The organism is Streptomyces malachitofuscus (genome assembly GCF_055571035.1).
Window position 1 is genome coordinate 183881 of record NZ_JBVIGA010000015.1, and the last position, 18497, is coordinate 202377.

The following is an 18497-nucleotide window of genomic DNA, read 5'->3' on the forward strand; positions in this document are numbered from 1 at the left end:
ATCTGGTGACGTTGTGTAAGGGTGTGGCGCCGTTGAACACGCCCGCCGCCCCATGCGTACCAACAGCCATCCAGGCGCCCCCGACAGCTGCCGAACGGCGGCACGACTCCGGTCCCCCACAGGAGGTCGAGAAGTTTGAGTCACAAGCGAATTCCGAAGCGCAAGGCCGCGATAGCCGCAGGCGGTGTGGTGGCGCTCGGAGCCGCCGCGATCCTGCTCCCGAACGCCAACGCGTCGCAGGACGGCGCGTCGAGCGACGCAGCGGCGGCGCCGAAGACCCTGAAGGCGGGCGACGCCTCGGATCTCGCCTCGCAGCTCGCCGGGCTCCTCGGCGACGCGTTCGCCGGCTCCTACTACGACGGCGAGAACAAGCAGCTCGTCGTCAACGTCGTACCGGGCGACAACAACAACGTGATCGTGCAGGCCAAGAAGGCGGGCGCGGCCGTCCGCGAGGTCGACAACAGCATGACCGAGCTGGAGGCCGGGGCGCAGACGCTGAAGGCGGAAGCGACCATCCCCGGCACGTCGTGGGCCGTGGACCCGCGCACCAACAAGATCCTCGTCACCGCCGACAGCACGGTGACCGGCGAGAGGTGGGACCAACTGGAGTCCACCGTGCAGAGCCTCGGCTCGGGCATGGCGACCATCAAGAAGTCCGCGGGCACCTTCAAGACGTTCGTGTCCGGCGGTGACGCCATTTTCGCCGGCGGAGCGCGCTGCTCGCTCGGCTTCAACGTCACCGCGGGCGACGGCACTCCGGCGTTCCTGACGGCCGGTCACTGTGCCGCCGGGGGTGACCAGTGGTCCGACGCGCAGGGCGGACAGCCGATCGCCACCGTCGACCAGGCGGTCTTCCCGGGACAGGGCGACTTCGCACTCGTGAAGTACGACGACCCCGCCACGCAGGCGCCGAGCGAGGTCAACGTAGGCGACCAGACGGTGGCGATCTCCCAGGCCGCGGAGGCCACCGTCGGCCAGCAGGTGTTCCGGATGGGCAGCACCACCGGGCTCGCCGACGGTCAGGTGCTCGGCCTGAACGCCACGGTGAACTACCCGGAGGGCACGGTCACCGGTCTCATCCAGACCAACGTCTGCGCCGAACCCGGTGACAGCGGCGGCTCGATGTTCACCCAGGACGGCCTCGCCATCGGCCTGACCTCAGGGGGCAGTGGCGACTGCACGTCCGGCGGCGAGACGTTCTTCCAGCCGGTCACCACGGCCCTGGAGGCGGTGGGCGCGACCCTCGGCGCGGGAGGCGGCGCGGGCGCCGGCGAGCAGGCGGGCGGCGGTGAGCAGGCCGGAGGTCAGGACGCCGGGGGTGAGCAGCCCGGCGCCGGAGAGGAAGCAGACGCGGGCGAGGAGGCAGGCGCGGGCGCCGGTGACGCAGCAGGCGAGGAAGCCGAGGACGACTCCGGCCTGACCCAGACGCACTGACACCCCCACCCCGAGGCAACCCGGCCCGGCCCCGCCCCACATCCGCGGCGAGGCCGGGCCGCTCGCGTGGCGCGGAGGGACCGGGCTGCCGGAGAACGCCCTGTGTCCGGACCCGGGGCCGGGTGGTGGCCACCTCACCGTCGAGCCGGGCAGCCGGGTGGGCTCGAGCGGGCCGGTTCAGGTGTCCGGCAGTGCCCTGAGGAGCAGTACCGCGATGTCGTCCAGGCGGCCCTCCGCGTCCGCGCCGTGCTGCACCAGTGCGTCGGCGAGCTCGTCCAGCGGCAGATCGCCCAGACCCGCGAGGCGCCGGCTGAGATCGGCGACGGCGTCCTCGAAGTCCGTACCCGGGGACTCCACCAGACCGTCGGTGTACAGCACGAGCAGCGAACCCGGCGCGAGGTCCACCTCCGTCGACGGATAGGCCGCCGAGCCGTCGATCCCCAGCAGCGGGCCACCGGCCAGGTCCAGCACCCGGACCCGCCCGTCCGGCCTGCGCAGAAGCGGCGGCGGATGCCCCGCCCGGGACATCACGGCCCGGCCGTGCGCGGGGTCGAGCCGCAGATACAGACAGCTCGCGAACAGCTCCGAACCCAGGTCCAGCAGTAGCCGGTTGGTGCTGCGCATGACCTCCTCCGGTGCCTGTCCGACGGCCGTGTACGCGCGCACGGCGGTGCGGACCTGCCCCATCAGCCCGGCCGCGGTCACGTTGTGCCCCTGCACGTCCCCGATCACCGCGGCCGCCATGCCCTGCGTCGGCACCAGGTCGTAGAAGTCGCCTCCGATCTCCATCCCCTGGGTCGCCGGAAGATAGCGCGCGGCCGCCTCGATACCGGTCAGCGACGGGAGCGTGTGCGGCAGCAGCGCCTCCTGCAGCCCGTGCGCCAGCCGGTGCTTGGCGTCGTAGAGCAGGGCCCGCTCCAGAGCCTGGGCGATCAACCCCGCCAGACTGGTCAGGACCGCCCGTTCCTCCGTCGCGAAGTGGTGCGAAGCGGTGTAGGACAGCACGCACGTCCCCACCGGGCGGCCCGAGGCGATCAGCGGCAGATACGCCCACGCCGTGAACTCGGACAGATGCGCCGCCAGCGCCGGATACAGGCGCTCGAGCTCCGCACGGGACTCGAAGAAGGCGGGCACACCGGTGCGCAGCACCTGGCTGCCGGGGGTGGGCTCCGACAGCGGCATCCCGTCGTACCGCTCCACGACCCGCCGGTCCCGGTACCCGCGGTGTCCCAGAATGCGCAGCCGGCCCGCCCGGGACCCGAGGATCACCAGCCCTTGGCTGCCCACCGCCGGCGCGATCTCGTCCGCGACGAGCTGCACCACGTCCTGCACCCCTACCGCCTCGGTCAGCGCACCGGCCAGGCTCAGCACTTGAGTGATGGTGACCAGCCGCGTACCCGCCCGCCCCGAAGACGGCGCCGTGCGGTTCATCTCCGTGACCGCGCGCGCCCGGCTGATACGGACACTGAGTCCGGTCGTACTCGGATACAGCCGGAAGGAAAGCCACTCGTTCGGGGGACGCAGCGCGACGAACGAGGTGACGTGCTGGCTGAACAGGGCGGCCCGGTAGCGGTCCTCGTAGACGGGGTCGTTCAGCCACGGCACCGACGCCCACAGATGGGCGCCCAGCAGCCGGGTGGTCGGGACACCGAGCAGCTCGGAGGCGGCGGCGTTGACGAACCCGACCCGCCCGTGCACATCGAGCGAGCACAGGCCGTACGGCAGCCGGGACACCATCCGGGCCGCCTCCACCGAGCCGAGCGTGCCGGCCATGCCGCCCACCAGCGGTGCCGCCAGCAGATCCGGCTCGGGTGCCAGCGGCAGGCTCTGCTCGGCGGCCCGCTCCAGCCGCACCGCCAGCCGGCCGCAGGCGGCGGTCAGATGATCGCGCTCCCAGTCGGACAGCTCCGGCGGGTGCGTACCGGGCCAGGTCACGAAGACCGCGCCGTACGCCTTCGTCGCGGTCGCCACCGGCAGCGCGGCCAGGGAGAAGGGGTACGGCAGCACCATGGCGATCCGGGGATAGTGGCGGGCCATCTCCTCCTCGCCGCCCACCCAGACCAGCCGCCGCTCACGCACCGCGTCGGACACCGGGATCGGGGCGCTGAGCCCCACCCGCTCCCACGGGGCCGCGAAAGCGCGCGGCAGCCCCGCCATGACCGCCATCTCCAGCACCGGCTGGTCCGGCGCGAGCAGGTACACCGCTCCGGAGTGCGCGTGCACCTCGTCCATCATCGAGGCCAGCGACAGCGACAGCAGCGGACGGCCGACCGGCGTCCGCACACCGGCGGGCGCCTGCGCGGAGGACTGCCCCTCGGACACGCCGACCACCTCCTCGCACGGCCGCGGGACTCAAATCTCCCCCTTGTGGCGCCCGCGCGCACGACGAGCGGCGAGGCACAAGGGGCCGGAGGCCCGGGGGAGCGGGCGGAGCTCTGTCCCGCTCCCGTGACGCACCACTCCGGTTACCCCGCCCCCGGCGCCATAAGGCTCACGCCGGGAACCGGCGAAGCGGGGCCCCCTCGAGCCGCCGAACGCCCGCAGGGGCTGCGCAGGTGACCCATAAGCGCTGTAATGGCGAACGTGGTCGGTGAGGGCGCTGCGGGACGCAGCAGGAGAACACTGCGTGCGGAAGGCGCCCTGACCGCGATCGCGGTCGATCCGGACTCACCCCAACGGGCGCGCAGGATCCTGGAGCAGGCCCTCGTCTTCGCCGGCGCCGCGTTCGCCGCCCTGTACACACCCGGCGCGGACGGAGAACTGCTCTACCTGGCGGAGTCCGCCGGAGTCCCGAGGACGCTGTGCGGGGTGCGCGACAGCTACTCCGTCGCAGGTCACTCCCCGGTGGCCGAGGCCTACCGCGGGCGGCCGGTGTGGCTGGGCCCGGAGGACCTCGCGGCACAGGCCCAGTCGCGGCGCGTGCCCAGCCGTGACTTCCATCTGGCGGCCCTGCCCGTGCGCCACGACGGCGGAGGCTGTCTGCTCGCGGTGAGCGAGCGCGCCGGAGGCTTCGACACCGACGACCGCCTCTGCCTCGGCCTCGTCGCCGACGCCATCGCCTTCCCCGCGGCACCCGCGCCCGCCGACGGCTCGGAACTGCCGCCGGGCGGCTTCAGCCTCGCCATGGACACCGGCCGGGTCCGCGTCGACCAGGCCGTCCTGGAACTGTTCGGCATGGACCCGGGCGAGTTCGACGGGCGGGTGGAGACCCTGATGGGTCTGACGGTGCCGGAGGACCTGCCCTCGCTGATGTCCGTCGTCGAGGCCGACCACATGACGATCGGTGAGCGGGAACTGGAGTTCCGGGTGCTCCAGCCCGCCGGCCCGCCCAAGTGGCTCCGGCTGCGCGGCCGGCTGGTGCCGGGCGGCGAGGGACACCCGGCGCGGCTCGTCGGCTCCGTCGCCGACGCCTCGACGCTGCGCTCCGACATCACGGACGTGGCCCGCGTCCAGCGCCTCGCCGCCGCACTGGCCACCGCCGTCACCGTCCGCGACGTCGGCAAGGCCGTGGTCGCCGCACTGCGCAGGCCGCTGCGGGCCGACCGGATCGCGCTCGCCGAACTGGAGAGCGACCGGCTCGTCGTCACCGTGCTCGACCCGCCCGAACCCGAGGCCTGGCCGGAGCTGTGGCGTGCGGAGTGGCGCACCGAGTGGCCCGACGCACCCGTGCGCACCATGCCGACCCTCGCCGCCGCGCTGCGCGAGGGCCGCGCGGGCATCTGGCCCGCCGGGTCCCCGCTGGAGGCCGCGCTCGCCGAGGTGGGCCCGGGCGGCCTGGCCGTGCTTCCGCTGCCCGCCGGCAACCGCATGGCCGGAGCCTGCCTGATCGGCTGGGACACCCCGCACGACTTCGGCGCCGACGAACGCGCCCTGCTCACCGCCGCCGCGGGCCTCGCCGGACAGGCCCTGATGCGGGCCCGCGCCCTCGACGCCGAGCACGAACTGGTCGGCATGCTGCAACGCCAGCTGCTGCCGCGCCGCCTGCCCCGGCTGCCCGGCGCGGTCGCCGTCGCCCGGTATCTGCCCAGTACCGCCGGGCTGGAGCTCGGCGGCGACTGGTACGACGTGATCCCGCTGCCCGACAACCACGTCGCGCTCGTCATCGGTGACGTCCAGGGCCACAGCGCCGGCGCCGCCACCCTCATGGGCCAGATGCGCACCGCGCTGCGCGCCTACGCCGTCGAGGGACACCCGCCGGACGTGGTGGTCTCCCACGCCAACCGGCTGCTCATGGACATGGAGACCGACCTCTTCGCCACGTGCTGCTATGTCGACATCGACATGGAGGAGGGCTTCGCCTGGTGCGTCCGCGCCGGCCATCTGCCGCCGGTCCTGCGTCACCCGGACGGCCGTACGGAGATCGCGGAGGCCGAGGGCGGCCCGCCGCTCGGGGTGGTGCGGCAGAGCGACTTCCCCATGAGTCCGCTCCGGCTGCAGCCCGGCACGATGGTCGCGCTCACCACGGACGGCCTGGTCGAGTCGCACGAGGCCGACATCGACGACGGCATGGACCGCTTCGCGCGGCAGCTGTCCGGTGCCGACCCCGCCCACCTCGGGGCGGTCGCGGACGCCCTGCTCGGCAAGGCCCCGCGCAGCGACGACGTGGCGCTGCTGCTGATGCGGTACGACGGCATGACCTTCCGCCCGCTGCGGGAGAGCTGGACGGTGTGGCGGGTGCCCCAGGCGGTGGGGCACGCCCGCCGCTTCACCCGGCGCACCCTGCGTTCCTGGGGTGTGACCGAGGACCTCGACGCCCCTCTGCTCGCCGTCTCCGAGCTGGTCACCAACGCCCTGGTGCACACCGACGGCCAGGTCCGGCTCGACCTCACCCTGGTCAACGGGCGGCTGCGCCTCGCCGTGGCCGACGCCTCGCCCCGCACCCCGGTGAAACCCACCAGCATCGGCTGGGAGGCCACCGGCGGCCGGGGCATCCTGCTCGTCGAGGCCGTGTCGGCTGCCTGGGGCACGCTCCCCGTCAGCGGGGGCAAGCAGGTGTGGGCGGAGTTCGTCCTGCACTGACGACGACTGCACCGACGACGACAGTGGCGGCGAGGAGGGAGACGGAAGAATCGGCGGGGCGGCAGGCGGCACCGCCGCCCGGGCGGCCGTCAGAGCCGCTTCAGCAGCTCCTGGGCGAGCGGCGCGGAGGACGCCGGGTTCTGACCCGTGATCAGGCTCCGGTCGGTCACCACGTTCGGCAGCCACGGCGCTCCCGCCCGCACCCGCACACCGGCCTCGGCGAGCCGGCCCTCGAGCAGCCACCGCACCTTGTCGCCGAGGCCGACCTGCATCTCCTCGGCGTCGGTGAACGCGGCGACCTCGTAACCGGCGAAGGCGTTGGTGCCGTCCGCCCGTACGGCGGCGAGCAGGGCGGCCGGGCCGTGGCAGACCACGGCGAGCGGCTTGCCCGACTCCAGCGTCTCCACGAGCAGCCGGCCGGAGCCGGGGTGCACGGCGAGGTCCTCCATGGGGCCGTGGCCACCGGGGTAGAAGACCGCCGCGTACTCGTCCGGCCGGACGTCCTCCAGCCGGAGCGGCCGCCGGAGCTCGGTGAAGGACTCCAGTGCCTTCGCGAGACGGTCCGCGTTCTCCGGTCCGCCGTTCATCTCGGGCGTGAGGGAGGCCGGGTCGACGGTGGGCACGACCCCGCCGGGAGTGGCGACGACGACCTCGTGACCCGCGGCCCGCAACGCCTCGTACGGTGCGACGGCCTCCTCGGCCCAGAACCCGGTGGGGTGCGTGGTGCCGTCGGCCAGGGTCAGCCGGTCGGCTCCGGTGACCACGAAAAGAATCTTCGACATGTGCTCACTTCCGGTGCGCGGTTGCTTTCGACACCTCGACGGTAGAGGCCCCGAGCTGATGCGTTCCAATGCCGGTTTCCATGTCTGCCATAGGAAAACCAATGGATGACCGCGGGTAGTCTCGTCGTCGTGAGCCGCAGCGAAGACAACCGCACACCCGGGGACGGCACCGTTCCGCCCGACCTGAACCTGCTGCGCACCTTCCTCGCGGTGCACCGTTCCGGCTCCTTCACGGCCGCCGCACAGCTGCTGGGCCTGTCCCAGCCCACGGTGACCACCCAGATCCGCTCGCTGGAACGGCAGACGGGGCGCGAGCTGTTCGAACGACTGCCCAGGGGTGTCGCGCCGACCGCGGTGGCCGACGAGCTCGCCGCCCGGATCGCCGCACCGCTCGACGCGCTCGCCGAGGCCACCGGACACGGCTCGCCCGCCCGGGCCCGCCCCGCGCCCGTCCATCTCGCCGGTCCCGCCGAGCTGCTCGCCACCCGGGCGCTGCCCGCACTCGCCCCCCTGGTGGCCCGAGGGGTACGGCTGCGCGTCACGGAGGGCCTGAGCGACCGGTTGCTCGACGAACTGCGCGCGGGCCGCCACGACCTGATGATCGCCACGAGCCGCCCGCGCGGCCGCACCCTGACCGCGGTGCCGCTGGTGGACGAGGAGTTCGTGCTGGTGGCCGCGCCCGCCCTGGCCGGAGGACTGCGCGAGCGGCTCGCCGCCGACGGCCCCGGCGCGCTGCACGGCGTACCGCTGCTCGCCTACGCCGAGGACCTGCCCATCGTCCGGCGCTACTGGCGGCACGTCTTCGGCAGGCGCCTGAACTGCCGTGCCGCCGTCTCCGTCCCGGACCTGCGGGCCGTGCTGGCCCTGGTGATGGCCGGGGCCGGGTTCAGTGTGCTGCCCCGGTATCTGTGCGAGGACGACCTGGCCTCCGGTGCCCTGGCCCTTCTCGACGAGCCCGAGGACGCCCCCATCAACACCGGTTATCTGGTACGGCGGCCCGGAACGTCCGACAACCCGCATGTGGCGCTCGTCCACGACCGTCTGCTGGAGGCGGCCCGCGCCTGGTGACCCGGCGGCCGCACCGGGTACCCGGGACACCGACCCGAGGACCCCGAGGAACGGGACGAGAGGGATACGCCATGACACAGCACGTCCGCGACATCATGACCGGCGCGCCGGTGACCGTCGGGCCGCAGACCTCCGTCGCACAGGTCGCCCGCATCATGCGCGACCGCGACCTGGGGGCGGTTCTGGTGACCGACGACGACGGGCTGCGCGGACTGGTCACCGACCGGGACCTGGTCGTGCGGTCGGTCTCCCGGGGCGTGGACACCGAGGAGACCACCGTGGCCGGTGCGTGCAGCGACGACCTGGTGACCGTGGGACCGGACGACGACCTGGACCTCGCCGTGCGGCTGATGCGCGAGCACGCCGTACGCCGCATCCCGGTCGTCGAGGGCGGACGGCCCGTCGGGGTCGTGTCGTTGGGCGACGCCGCCATGGAGCGCGATCCGGAGTCGGCCCTCGGCGACATCAGCGTGGCCCGGCCCAACACCTGAGACCGGGAGGCCCGTGGGGGAACCCCCCGCAACGGGCCGGGAGTCGCGGGCCGCGTGGACAGGCGCGACGGCCCCGGGTTTGTCCGGCCCGGTGCCGGGGACCCGGAGGCCAGCGGATGCAGAAGGAAGATGATGTGTCGTGACCTCGGAGATCAGTGACAAACCCCGGCCCCGGCGGCCGGAGACCGGCTGGGCGCGGGCCCGGCGGCTGCGCGGCAAGGACCCGCTGCGGACCTGCCTGCCCGCCGTGGACCGCGGCGGCCCCTCCGTCACCTCGGCGCCGGAGACGGAGGCGAACATAGTCCGGGGCGAGGACTAGGGTCTGTCGCCCTGGCCGGGGTGGGGGACGGACGGGTTGAGCCGTCGCGGGCGCCGGGCCGCCTAGGCTGGAACCGTGCGACTGCTCCTGATGTCCGACACCCACCTCCCGAAGCGCGCCAAGCAGCTGCCCGAGCCGCTGCTGGACGAGGTCCCCCGTGCGGACGTGGTGTTCCACGCGGGGGACTGGGTCGACACCGACACCCTGGATCTGCTGGAGAGCCGCAGCCGCAGGCTGGTCGCCGTGTACGGGAACAACGACGGGCCCGGGCTGCGCTCCCGGCTGCCGGAGATCGCGTACGCGGATCTCGGCGGGCTGCGCTTCGGCGTCGTCCATGAGACCGGACCCGCGGGGGGCCGGGAGACCCGTTGCGCCCAGCGCTTTCCCGGCCTCGACGTCCTGGTGTTCGGACACAGCCATATCCCGTGGGACACCGTCGCGCCCACGGGACTTCGTCTGCTCAATCCTGGCTCTCCGACGGACCGCCGCCGACAGCCCTACTGCACGTACATGACCGTCACGCTCACCGGGGGCCGGATCGGCGAGGTGGACCTCCACCGGCTGCCCAAGCGCTGACGGGCCGGGCCGCTTCGTCTCGATGGAAGCGGCCCGGGCGCTGCGAGTAGTCGCGCTTTCACGGACCTCCTTCCCACGATCGGAGGTGATACCGGCCGACTACCCACCCCCGACGCCCTCACACACCCGTTTCCCGGCTTCTCCGGGAGCGGCGGACGGACGGACCCCGCGTGCCGGTGAGTGGCCCGCCCGTGTCGCCACCTCGCGCCCGCTCGCTCAGTCGGCCGACGGGCCGGACCAGCCTTGCGCCACGTGTCCCAGGCGCACCCGCTGCGGGTGGTCGCCGACGGGGACGGAGACGGTCTTCTCGCCGGTCGCGAAGTCGATGGCGGTGACCCGGTCGGCGCCGCTCTCGGAGACCACACAGGACTTCCCGTCACCGCTGACCGTGGCCCAGTACGGCTTGGACGCGGTGACGAGCGGCCCCTCCTCCAGGGTCGCCCGGTCGACGACGGTCGCGTAGTCGTCCATGGTGCCCGCGACGCACAGCTTGGTGCCGTCGGGCTTCATGGTGATGCCGTGGTGACGCGAGTCGTTGACCCAGGTGGTGCGGTCGGTGCTGGTGGCCGGGTTCTTCGGCAGGGTCTTGGTGCGGGTGATCCGGTCGGTGGCGACGTCGTACTCGAAGAAGCCGTTGAAGAACGACACCTGGAAGTACAACTTCGACTCGTCGGGGGAGAACGCGGCCGGGCGCACCGCGTCGGAGTGGTCGCCGAGGCCGATGGCGTCGAGCCGCTCGCGCATGTCGATGACCTCGACCTGCTCGAAGGTGGTGGCGTCGACGACGGTGATGCGGCGGTCGCCCTTCGTCCAGTCCAGCCAGGTCGCGTCGAGCGCGGTGTTCACCTCGCCGATGGACATGTTCCAGATGTGCTTGCCGTCCGCGCTGAAGATGTTCTCGTGCGGCTTGTCGCCCGTGCGGAAGGAACCGAGTTCCTCGCCGGTTTCGATGTCCAGCACGTGCACGGTGTTGGAGGTCGAGGCCGAGACGGCGACGCGCTTTCCGTCGGGGGAGACGGCCATGTGGTCGGAGCGGTAACCGGACACGGGGAAACGCCAGTTGACCTCACCGGTGCTGAGGTCCAGGGAGACGACGTCGGCGAAGCTCGGCCGGGAGACCACCACCGAGGTGCCGTCGGGCGTGGAGTACATGTCGTCGACGAACTGGTCGTGGCCCTCGCCGACGCTGTTGCGGATGGCCATGAAGTAGATCCAGCGGATCGGGTCGGCGTTGATCTCGGCCATCCGCCGGTCCCTGTCGGGGATCACGTTGATCCGTCCCAGCCTCGCGAAGTCGCCGGAGGACCCGATGACATCGGCGGTGCCGTCCCAGTTGTTGCCCACGAACAGCACCTCGCGCAGGGCGGTGGAGGAGTCCGGGGCGGGGCCGGCGGCGCTCGCGACGCCGGCCGGTGCGGTGACGGTGAGGGCGAGGGCGGCGGCGAGGACGCACAGGTGCCTGGTTCTGCGGAACGGCATGACGGCTCTCTTCTCTGCGGGTGGGGGACGCTATGAGTGGGACATGCCAAGGTGGTGAACGGGAATCTGAACAGAGGTACTTTCAGAGTCAACTTACTGAAAAGTAAGGACGAGGGCCCCTTCTCCACAAGACTGCGTACACGACAAAATTGGCCGTGCGCACAAGGAGGGGAGGGCCGGTGCCGGACAGACCGCGGGCACCGAGCGGCCGTTACGCGGGAAAGTCCGCGGAGGAGCGGAAGGCCGAGCGGCGACGCCGCTTTCTCGGTGCGGCGCTCGAGCTGTTCGGCGCCGGCCCCGGCTACCGGTCCACCACGGTCGCCGCCCTGAGCGAGGCCGCGGGGCTGTCGACCCGTCAGTTCTACGAGGAGTTCCGCAATCTGGAGGACGTGCTGGCCGCCCTCCACCTCCAGGTCAACGACCGGGCCGAGGCGGCGGTCCTGGCCGCGGCAGCCCGGACGGCGGACACCCCGTTCCCCGAGCGCGCCGACGCGATCTTCCGCGCCTACGCCGCCGACGTCACCGGCGACCCGCGCCGGATCCGCATCGCGTTCGTCGAGATCATCGGCGTCAGCCCGCGCCTGGAGGAACAGCGTCTCGCCCGGCGCGCCCGGTGGGTCGAACTGATCTGCGCCGAGGCACGGGCCGCCGCCGCACGGGGAGAGGCGGCGCACCGCGACCACCGCCTCGCCGCGACCGGCTTCATCGGCAGCGTCAACGGCCTGCTGCACGACTGGAGCGCGGGGTGGGTGGAGGCCACCCTCGACGAGGTCGTGGAGGAACTGGTCCGTCAGCTCCTGAGCATCCTGCGCCCGCCCGGGTGGACCCCGCCGGCCGGCTGAACGCCGTCAGCCGACCGGCTCGAGATCCCCGGCGAAGGTGATCATCTGGTCGATCAGGCCTCGTCGCAGATGGACGACATCGGTGCCCGCGAGCCGTGGGCCGCCGTCGGGCGTTGTGAAGACCCACCGGTACCGGGCCCACTCGTCCGGCATGTCCACGCCCGAACAGCGCACCATGGTGCCCGGCCCGGCCGGGTGCCGACGGATGTCCCGTACGAAGCGCTCGACTGCCTCGATGCCCTCGCTCCTGCCGAGAGGGCCGTGGAACACCACGTCCGAGGTGAGCGCCTGCGACAGCAGAACGGTTACAAAGGCGTCCTCCGAGGCGTTGAACGCCGAGACGAACGTGTCGATGGCCGACCGGGCGGTGTCTGCGTGCATGCACTCCGTCATATCAGGCGGGTCGGACGCCGTCAGCGGTACGCATACGCAGCCCGGGGACCCGACCGGGCCGGGCCCCGCGGTCGGTGTGACGGACCGGCCGGGGCGTCGCGGCCGCCCGCTCACCCTCGGCCGGACCGCGTGTCTACTCGTCCCAGGCCTGGATCAGTGTCTGTTCGGTGATCTTGCCGTCCCGCAGGGTGAGCATCGACTCCGAGAACACCCGGACGCCGTCCGCGTACTGGCAGCTCTCGCAGTAGGCGGCATGGTCGCCCTGGACGACGCACGCGTCCAGCGTGTGCGTCATGTCGCGGCTGTAGACGTCGTCGAGCATGGCGGCGATCTCGTCCCGGCCGTGCAGGACCTTGGGGTGGCTCGGCTGGGTGTTGCGGTCCACGATGCGCAGTTCCGCGTCGTCCGCGTAGAGCGACACCAGTGTCGCCGAGGTGTCCGCCTCGATGCCCCGACGCAGTGTGTCGGTGCCGAAGACGGGTTGTGCCGCGGTTGTCATGATGACCTACCTCCTCCGAGGCCGCGGCCCGGACCTCCGGCGGGCCGAGACGGCCTCTCCTACGAGCGTCCTCCGGCCTCGGGGAGGGGGCAAGCCGTACGGCCCCGGCCGCGGTCACTCACCCGTCGCCAGGAACTGCGTCGCCGCCAGTTCCGCGTACAGCGGATCGCCGGTCACCAGCTCCCGGTGCGTGCCGACGGCGCGGACCCGGCCCGCGTCCATCACCACGATCCGGTCGGCCGTCGTCACCGTGGACAGCCGGTGCGCGACCACCAGGACCGTGGTCGTACGCGCCACGTCGGCGACGGTGTCGCGCAGGGCCGCCTCGTTCACCGCGTCGAGCTGCGAGGTGGCCTCGTCGAGCAGCAGCAGCCGGGGCCGGCGCAGCAGGGCACGGGCGATGGCGACCCGCTGGCGCTCGCCGCCGGACAGTTTGGTGCCGCGATGCCCGACGAGGGTGTCGAGACCGTCCGGCAGCCGGGACACCAGACCGTCGAGCCGGGTCGTCTTCAGCACCCGCGTCAGCGTGCCGTCGTCCGCCTCGGGGTTTCCGAGCAGCAGATTGTCCCGCAGGGAGCCGGACAGCACCGGCGCGTCCTGTTCCACATAGCCGATCGCGGCCCGCAGCCGCGACAGCTCCCAGTCGGCCAGATCACGGCCGTCGAGCGTGATCACTCCGGAGTCGGGCTCGTAGAACCGCTCGATGAGGGAGAAGACCGTGGTCTTTCCCGCTCCGGACGGGCCGACGAACGCGGTCATGCCCTGCGCGGGCACGGTGAACGTCACCCCGTGATGGACGTACGGCAGGTCGTCGGCGTAGCGGAAGCGGACGTCCTCGAAGGCGAGCGCGGCGGGCAGCGTGCCGGGGCCGGGCAGCTCCACCGGGCCGGCCGCGGGTTCGGCGGGCAGCCGCAGCGCCTCCTGGATGCGGGCCAGGGCGGCGCTGCCCGTCTGGTACTGGGTGACGGCGCCGACGACCTCCTGGATCGGCGCCATCAGATAGAAGACGAACAGGAGGAACGCCACGAGCGTTCCGATGTCGATGGCGCCCGTCGCCACCCGCGCCCCGCCCACCGCGAGCACCGTGATGAACGCGATCTGCATCGCCAGTCCGGCCGTGTTCCCCGCCGCGGCCGACCACTTGGCGGCCCGCACACTCTGCCGCCACGACTCCTGCGCGGCCTCGTGCAGCGTGCGCTCCTCCCGCGGCTCTGCACCCGACGCCTTCACCGTGCGCAGCGCGCCCAGCACCCGCTCCAGCGAGGCACCCATCACGCCGACCGCGTCCTGCGCCCGCCGGGAGGCCCGGTTGATGCGCGGCACGATCACCCCCAGCACCGTACCGGCGACCACGATCACCCCCAGCGTGACGGCCAGCAGCACCGGGTCCACCAGGCCCATCAGCACCACGGTCGCCACGAGTGTCAGACCGCCGGTGCCGAGACCGACCAGCGAATCGGTGGTCACCTCGCGCAGCAGCGTGGTGTCCGAGGTGATGCGGGCCATCAGATCGCCCGGCTCACTGCGGTCCACGGCCGGGATCCGCAGCCGCAGCAGATACGACGACAGCGAGCGCCGCGCCCCCAGCACCACCGACTCCGCGGTGCGCCGCAGCACGTAGGAACCCAGCGCCCCCAGCACCGCGTTGGCGACGACCAGGGCCGACATCAGCAGCAGCGCGCCGGTGATGGCCCGGTCGTCGGAGAGGTCGTCGATCAGCTCCCGGGCCACCAGCGGCAGCATCAGCCCCGTCGCGCCGGTCATCAGCGAAAGCAGGGCACCGCCCAGCAGGGCCCACCGGTGCGGCCGCACATACCGGAGCAGCAGCCGCCAGGCCGGCGGGGTGGATTCCTCGGTCACGACGCTCACATGGCCCCCCTGGGTGACGTGTGGAGGTTCAGGCTACGTCGGGGGAGAGGACCCGCCGCACGGCGGTCGGCACGGACGATCGTTCCCGCGTAGGGTCGAAGGGACGGACACCGGCCGACGAAGGAGTCAGCACCATGGCCCAGGAAGTACGCGGCGTGATCGCACCCGGCAAGGACGAGCCGGTGCGGATCGAGACGGTCGTCGTACCCGACCCGGGACCCGGCGAGGCGGTCGTGCGGGTCCAGGCCTGCGGGGTGTGCCACACCGACCTCCACTACAAGCAGGGCGGCATCAGCGACGACTTCCCCTTCCTGCTCGGCCACGAGGCCGCGGGCGTCGTCGAGTCGGTCGGCGACGGTGTCACCGATGTCGAGCCGGGCGACTTCGTGATCCTCAACTGGCGCGCCGTGTGCGGGAAGTGCCGCGCCTGTCTGCGGGGCCGCCCCTGGTACTGCTTCGACACGCACAACGCGCGGCAGAAGATGACCCTCGCCGCCACCGGCCAGGAACTGTCCCCGGCCCTGGGCATCGGCGCCTTCGCCGAGAAGACCCTGGTGGCCGCCGGACAGTGCACCAAGGTGGACCCCGCCGTGTCCGCGCAGGTCGCCGGGCTGCTCGGCTGCGGAGTGATGGCCGGCATCGGCGCCGCCATCAACACCGGCAACGTCGGCCGCGGCGACTCGGTCGCCGTCATCGGCTGCGGCGGCGTCGGGGACGCGGCGGTCGCCGGCGCCCGGCTGGCCGGCGCGGCGAAGATCATCGCCGTCGACATCGACGCCCGCAAGCTGGAGACGGCGCGCTCCATGGGCGCCACCCACACGGTGAACTCGCGCGAGACCGACCCGGTCGAGGCGATCCGTGAACTCACCGGCGGCTTCGGAGCCGACGTCGTCATCGAGGCCGTCGGACGCCCCGAGACGTACGAGCAGGCCTTCTACGCACGGGACCTGGCCGGCACGGTCGTCCTGGTCGGCGTGCCCACCCCGGAGATGAAGCTCGAACTGCCGCTCCTCGACGTCTTCGGACGCGGCGGCTCCCTGAAGTCCTCCTGGTACGGCGACTGCCTGCCCTCCCGCGACTTCCCGATGCTCATCGACCTGCATCTGCAGGGACGGCTGGACCTGGCCGCGTTCGTCACCGAAACCATCGGGCTCGACGAGGTGGAGAAGGCCTTCGACCGGATGCACCGCGGCGACGTGCTCCGCTCGGTGGTGGTGCTGTGATGACCGCCCGCATCGAACGACTCGTCACCTCCGGACAGTTCAGCCTCGACGGCGGCACCTGGGACGTCGACAACAACGTGTGGATCGTCGGCGACGACCACGAGGCGATCGTCATCGACGCCGCCCACGACGCCGACGCCATCGCCGAGGCGGTGGGGGACCGGCGGCTGACGGCCATCGTGTGCACCCACGCCCACAACGACCACATCGACGCCGCACCCGCCCTCGCCGACCGCACCGGCGCCACCATCTGGCTGCACCCGGACGACCTGCAGCTGTGGAAGCAGACCCACCCGGACCGCGACCCCGACTCCTGGCTCACCGACGGCCAGGTGATCGAGGCCGCCGGCGCCGACCTCACCGTGCTGCACACCCCGGGGCACGCGCCGGGCGCCGTCTGCCTCCACGACCCCGGACTGGCCACCGTGTTCACCGGCGACACCCTCTTCCAGGGCGGTCCCGGCGCCACCGGCCGCTCCTTCTCCCACTTTCCGACGATCATCGACTCGATCCGGGACCGGCTGCTGACCCTCCCGCCCGAGACGAAGGTCCTCACCGGCCACGGCGACCCGACCACGATCGGCGCGGAGGCCCCGCACCTGGAGGAATGGATCGCGCGGGGCCACTGAGCGGCCGGCCGGGTGACCGGCGAGAAAAAGCGACAGAAGATGTCCGGCTTACCCGTCACCCTCGAAGGGACAGCGAAAAGACCGACGACGGGAGCCGTACATGTCGGAGCAGTTGCAGGGCAGGGTCGCGCTGGTGGCCGGGGCCACCAGGGGAGCCGGACGGGGCATCGCCGTGGAGCTGGGGGCGGCGGGCGCGACCGTCTACGTCACGGGCCGCTCCACCCGCGCCCGCCGCTCGGAGTACGACCGCCCCGAGACCATCGAGGACACCGCCGACCTGGTCACCGAGGCGGGCGGCCGGGGCATCGCGGTGCCGACCGACCATCTCGACCCCGCACAGGTCCGTGCGCTCGTGGACCGTATCGCCGACGAGCAGGGCCGCCTGGACGTCCTCGTCAACGACATCTGGGGCGGCGAGACCCTCTTCGACTGGGACGCACCCGTCTGGGAGCACGACCTGGACAAGGGCCTGCGCCTGCTCCGTCTCGCCGTCGAGACCCACGCCGTCACCAGCCACCACGCCCTGCCGCTGCTGCTGCGCCACCCGGGCGGACTGGTCGTCGAGGTCACCGACGGCACCGCCGACTACAACCGCGACACCTACCGGGTCTCCTTCTTCTACGACATCGCCAAGTCCTCCGTCCTGCGCATGGCCTTCGCCCTGGGCCACGAACTCGGCCCGCGCGGTGCCACGGCGGTCGCCCTCACCCCGGGCTGGATGCGCTCGGAGATCATGCTCGACCACTTCAAGGTGCGCGAGGACAACTGGCGCGACGCCCTCACGGAGGTCCCCCACTTCGCCATCTCGGAGACCCCGCGCTACGTCGGCCGGGCCGTCACCGCCCTCGCCGCCGACCCGGACGTGGCCCGCTTCAACGGCACCTCCCTCTCCAGCGGCGGCCTCGCCCGGGAGTACGGCTTCACCGACCTCGACGGCAGCCGGCCCGACGCCTGGCGCTACATCGTCGAGGTCCAGGACGCGGGCAAGCCGGCGGACGTGACCGGCTACCGCTGACACGCTCCGGCCCCTGCCGCCGTGGACGTCCCGGCGGCTACCGTCACCCCCATGACGACGGACACACGGCGTTTCGAGGGGTACGGAGTCCTGATCACCGGGGCGGCACGCGGCATCGGCGCGGCAGCCGCCCTGCGGTTCGCCGAGGAGGGCGCGCGGGTCCTGGTGGCCGACGCGGACCCGGACGCCGCGGGGACGACGGCAGCGGCGCTGCGGAAGCGAGGGCTCGGCGCCGAGGCCTTCGCCTGCGACGTGACCGACCGGGTGTCGGTCGAGGGTGCCGTGGCGCACGCCGTGAGCGCGTTCGGCTCACTCGACGTCCTGGTCAACAACGCCGCCCACTGCACCCCGGACGCCGCCCGCTTCGAGGACGAGCCGGACGAGGAGTGGGCGGCGGACCTCGACGTCACCCTCACCGGCGCGTACCGCTGCTGCCGCGCCGCACTGCCGCACCTCGCCGCTTCCGGCCGGGGCGCCATCGTGAGCGTAGGATCCGTCAACGGCCTCCAGGACTACGGAAACCATGCCTACAGCGCGGCCAAGGCGGCCCTGCTCTCCCTCACCCGCACCCTCGCCGGACACGCCGCGCCGCGCGGGGTGCGGGTCAACCTCGTCGCACCGGGGACGGTCCGCACCCGCGCCTGGGCGGGCAGGGACGAGGAACTCGAAGCGGCCCGGCGCCTCTACCCCCTGGGGAGGGTCGGCGAGCCCGAGGACGTCGCGGCCGCCATCGCCTTCCTCGCCTCCCGGGACGCGTCGTGGATCACCGGGACCACGCTCGTGGTCGACGGCGGGATCACGGCGGTCAACTCGGCCTTCCGCCATGCGCTGGACGAGGTGTCGCCGTAGGCGCAGCTCC

At 72.6% G+C, this 18497-nt stretch carries 17 protein-coding genes; 11 read left to right on the forward strand and 6 right to left on the reverse strand.

What is annotated here, in order from left to right; translation table 11 throughout:
- Positions 1-135: 135 nt before the first annotated feature.
- Positions 136-1434 (forward strand): S1 family peptidase, encoded by a 1299-nt coding sequence (locus ACZ44S_RS22760; protein WP_466931814.1) that lies wholly within the window; start codon positions 136-138, stop codon positions 1432-1434.
- Between the two features lie 177 nt (positions 1435-1611).
- On the opposite strand, the gene ACZ44S_RS22765 is transcribed toward ACZ44S_RS22760, so the two are convergent.
- On the reverse strand, positions 1612-3756 hold the full coding sequence (locus ACZ44S_RS22765; RefSeq protein WP_466931816.1) for a SpoIIE family protein phosphatase: 2145 nt from the start codon (positions 3754-3756) through the stop codon (positions 1612-1614).
- Positions 3757-4008: 252 nt separating this feature from the next.
- Between ACZ44S_RS22765 and ACZ44S_RS22770 the strand changes: the two genes are divergently transcribed.
- Entirely contained in the window at positions 4009-6453 is a 2445-nt protein-coding gene (locus tag ACZ44S_RS22770; protein ID WP_466931818.1) for a SpoIIE family protein phosphatase, read from the forward strand.
- An 89-nt stretch (positions 6454-6542) separates the two neighbouring features.
- On the opposite strand, the gene ACZ44S_RS22775 is transcribed toward ACZ44S_RS22770, so the two are convergent.
- Positions 6543-7235: a type 1 glutamine amidotransferase domain-containing protein gene (locus tag ACZ44S_RS22775; protein WP_466931819.1), complete on the reverse strand. Its 693-nt coding sequence runs from the start codon at positions 7233-7235 to the stop codon at positions 6543-6545.
- Between the two features lie 129 nt (positions 7236-7364).
- On the opposite strand from ACZ44S_RS22775, the gene ACZ44S_RS22780 reads away from it, so the two are divergent.
- The 4 genes from ACZ44S_RS22780 to ACZ44S_RS22795 all read left to right on the forward strand — a co-directional run bounded on the left by ACZ44S_RS22780 (position 7365) and on the right by ACZ44S_RS22795 (position 9689).
- Positions 7365-8303: a LysR family transcriptional regulator gene (locus tag ACZ44S_RS22780; protein WP_466931821.1), complete on the forward strand. Its 939-nt coding sequence runs from the start codon at positions 7365-7367 to the stop codon at positions 8301-8303.
- A 71-nt stretch (positions 8304-8374) separates the two neighbouring features.
- On the forward strand, positions 8375-8794 hold the full coding sequence (locus ACZ44S_RS22785) for a CBS domain-containing protein (RefSeq protein ID WP_466931823.1): 420 nt from the start codon (positions 8375-8377) through the stop codon (positions 8792-8794).
- 139 nt (positions 8795-8933) lie between these two features.
- Positions 8934-9113 (forward strand): hypothetical protein, encoded by a 180-nt coding sequence (locus tag ACZ44S_RS22790; protein ID WP_466931825.1) that lies wholly within the window; start codon positions 8934-8936, stop codon positions 9111-9113.
- Between the two features lie 75 nt (positions 9114-9188).
- Positions 9189-9689, forward strand: coding sequence for a metallophosphoesterase family protein (locus tag ACZ44S_RS22795; protein ID WP_466931827.1), 501 nt, complete (start codon positions 9189-9191; stop codon positions 9687-9689).
- A gap of 216 nt (positions 9690-9905) precedes the next feature.
- Here ACZ44S_RS22795 and ACZ44S_RS22800 read toward each other — a convergent pair whose 3' ends face one another.
- On the reverse strand, positions 9906-11168 hold the full coding sequence (locus ACZ44S_RS22800; protein ID WP_466931829.1) for a YncE family protein: 1263 nt from the start codon (positions 11166-11168) through the stop codon (positions 9906-9908).
- 179 nt (positions 11169-11347) lie between these two features.
- Between ACZ44S_RS22800 and ACZ44S_RS22805 the strand changes: the two genes are divergently transcribed.
- Positions 11348-12010: a TetR/AcrR family transcriptional regulator gene (locus tag ACZ44S_RS22805; protein WP_466931831.1), complete on the forward strand. Its 663-nt coding sequence runs from the start codon at positions 11348-11350 to the stop codon at positions 12008-12010.
- Positions 12011-12016: 6 nt separating this feature from the next.
- Here ACZ44S_RS22805 and ACZ44S_RS22810 read toward each other — a convergent pair whose 3' ends face one another.
- From ACZ44S_RS22810 to ACZ44S_RS22820, 3 genes are all read right to left on the reverse strand, one after another.
- Positions 12017-12391 (reverse strand): nuclear transport factor 2 family protein, encoded by a 375-nt coding sequence (locus ACZ44S_RS22810; RefSeq protein WP_466931833.1) that lies wholly within the window; start codon positions 12389-12391, stop codon positions 12017-12019.
- A gap of 145 nt (positions 12392-12536) precedes the next feature.
- Complete coding sequence (locus tag ACZ44S_RS22815) at positions 12537-12902, reverse strand: nuclear transport factor 2 family protein (RefSeq protein ID WP_466931835.1); 366 nt, start codon at positions 12900-12902, stop codon at positions 12537-12539.
- Between the two features lie 114 nt (positions 12903-13016).
- Positions 13017-14771, reverse strand: coding sequence for an ABC transporter ATP-binding protein (locus tag ACZ44S_RS22820; RefSeq protein WP_466931837.1), 1755 nt, complete (start codon positions 14769-14771; stop codon positions 13017-13019).
- A 134-nt stretch (positions 14772-14905) separates the two neighbouring features.
- On the opposite strand from ACZ44S_RS22820, the gene ACZ44S_RS22825 reads away from it, so the two are divergent.
- The 4 genes from ACZ44S_RS22825 to ACZ44S_RS22840 all read left to right on the forward strand — a co-directional run bounded on the left by ACZ44S_RS22825 (position 14906) and on the right by ACZ44S_RS22840 (position 18487).
- Positions 14906-15994, forward strand: coding sequence for an S-(hydroxymethyl)mycothiol dehydrogenase (locus ACZ44S_RS22825; protein WP_466931839.1), 1089 nt, complete (start codon positions 14906-14908; stop codon positions 15992-15994).
- Positions 15994-16623 carry an MBL fold metallo-hydrolase gene (locus ACZ44S_RS22830; RefSeq protein WP_190162504.1) on the forward strand — a complete coding sequence of 210 codons (630 nt, stop codon included), beginning with the start codon at positions 15994-15996 and terminating at the stop codon, positions 16621-16623. The genes ACZ44S_RS22825 and ACZ44S_RS22830 overlap by 1 nt, the downstream gene beginning before the upstream one ends.
- A gap of 100 nt (positions 16624-16723) precedes the next feature.
- The gene (locus ACZ44S_RS22835) at positions 16724-17638 is read left to right on the forward strand and encodes an SDR family oxidoreductase (RefSeq protein ID WP_466931840.1); all 915 of its coding nucleotides are present in this window, start codon (positions 16724-16726) and stop codon (positions 17636-17638) included.
- Between the two features lie 51 nt (positions 17639-17689).
- Positions 17690-18487 (forward strand): SDR family NAD(P)-dependent oxidoreductase, encoded by a 798-nt coding sequence (locus ACZ44S_RS22840; RefSeq protein ID WP_466931842.1) that lies wholly within the window; start codon positions 17690-17692, stop codon positions 18485-18487.
- Positions 18488-18497 lie beyond the last annotated feature (10 nt).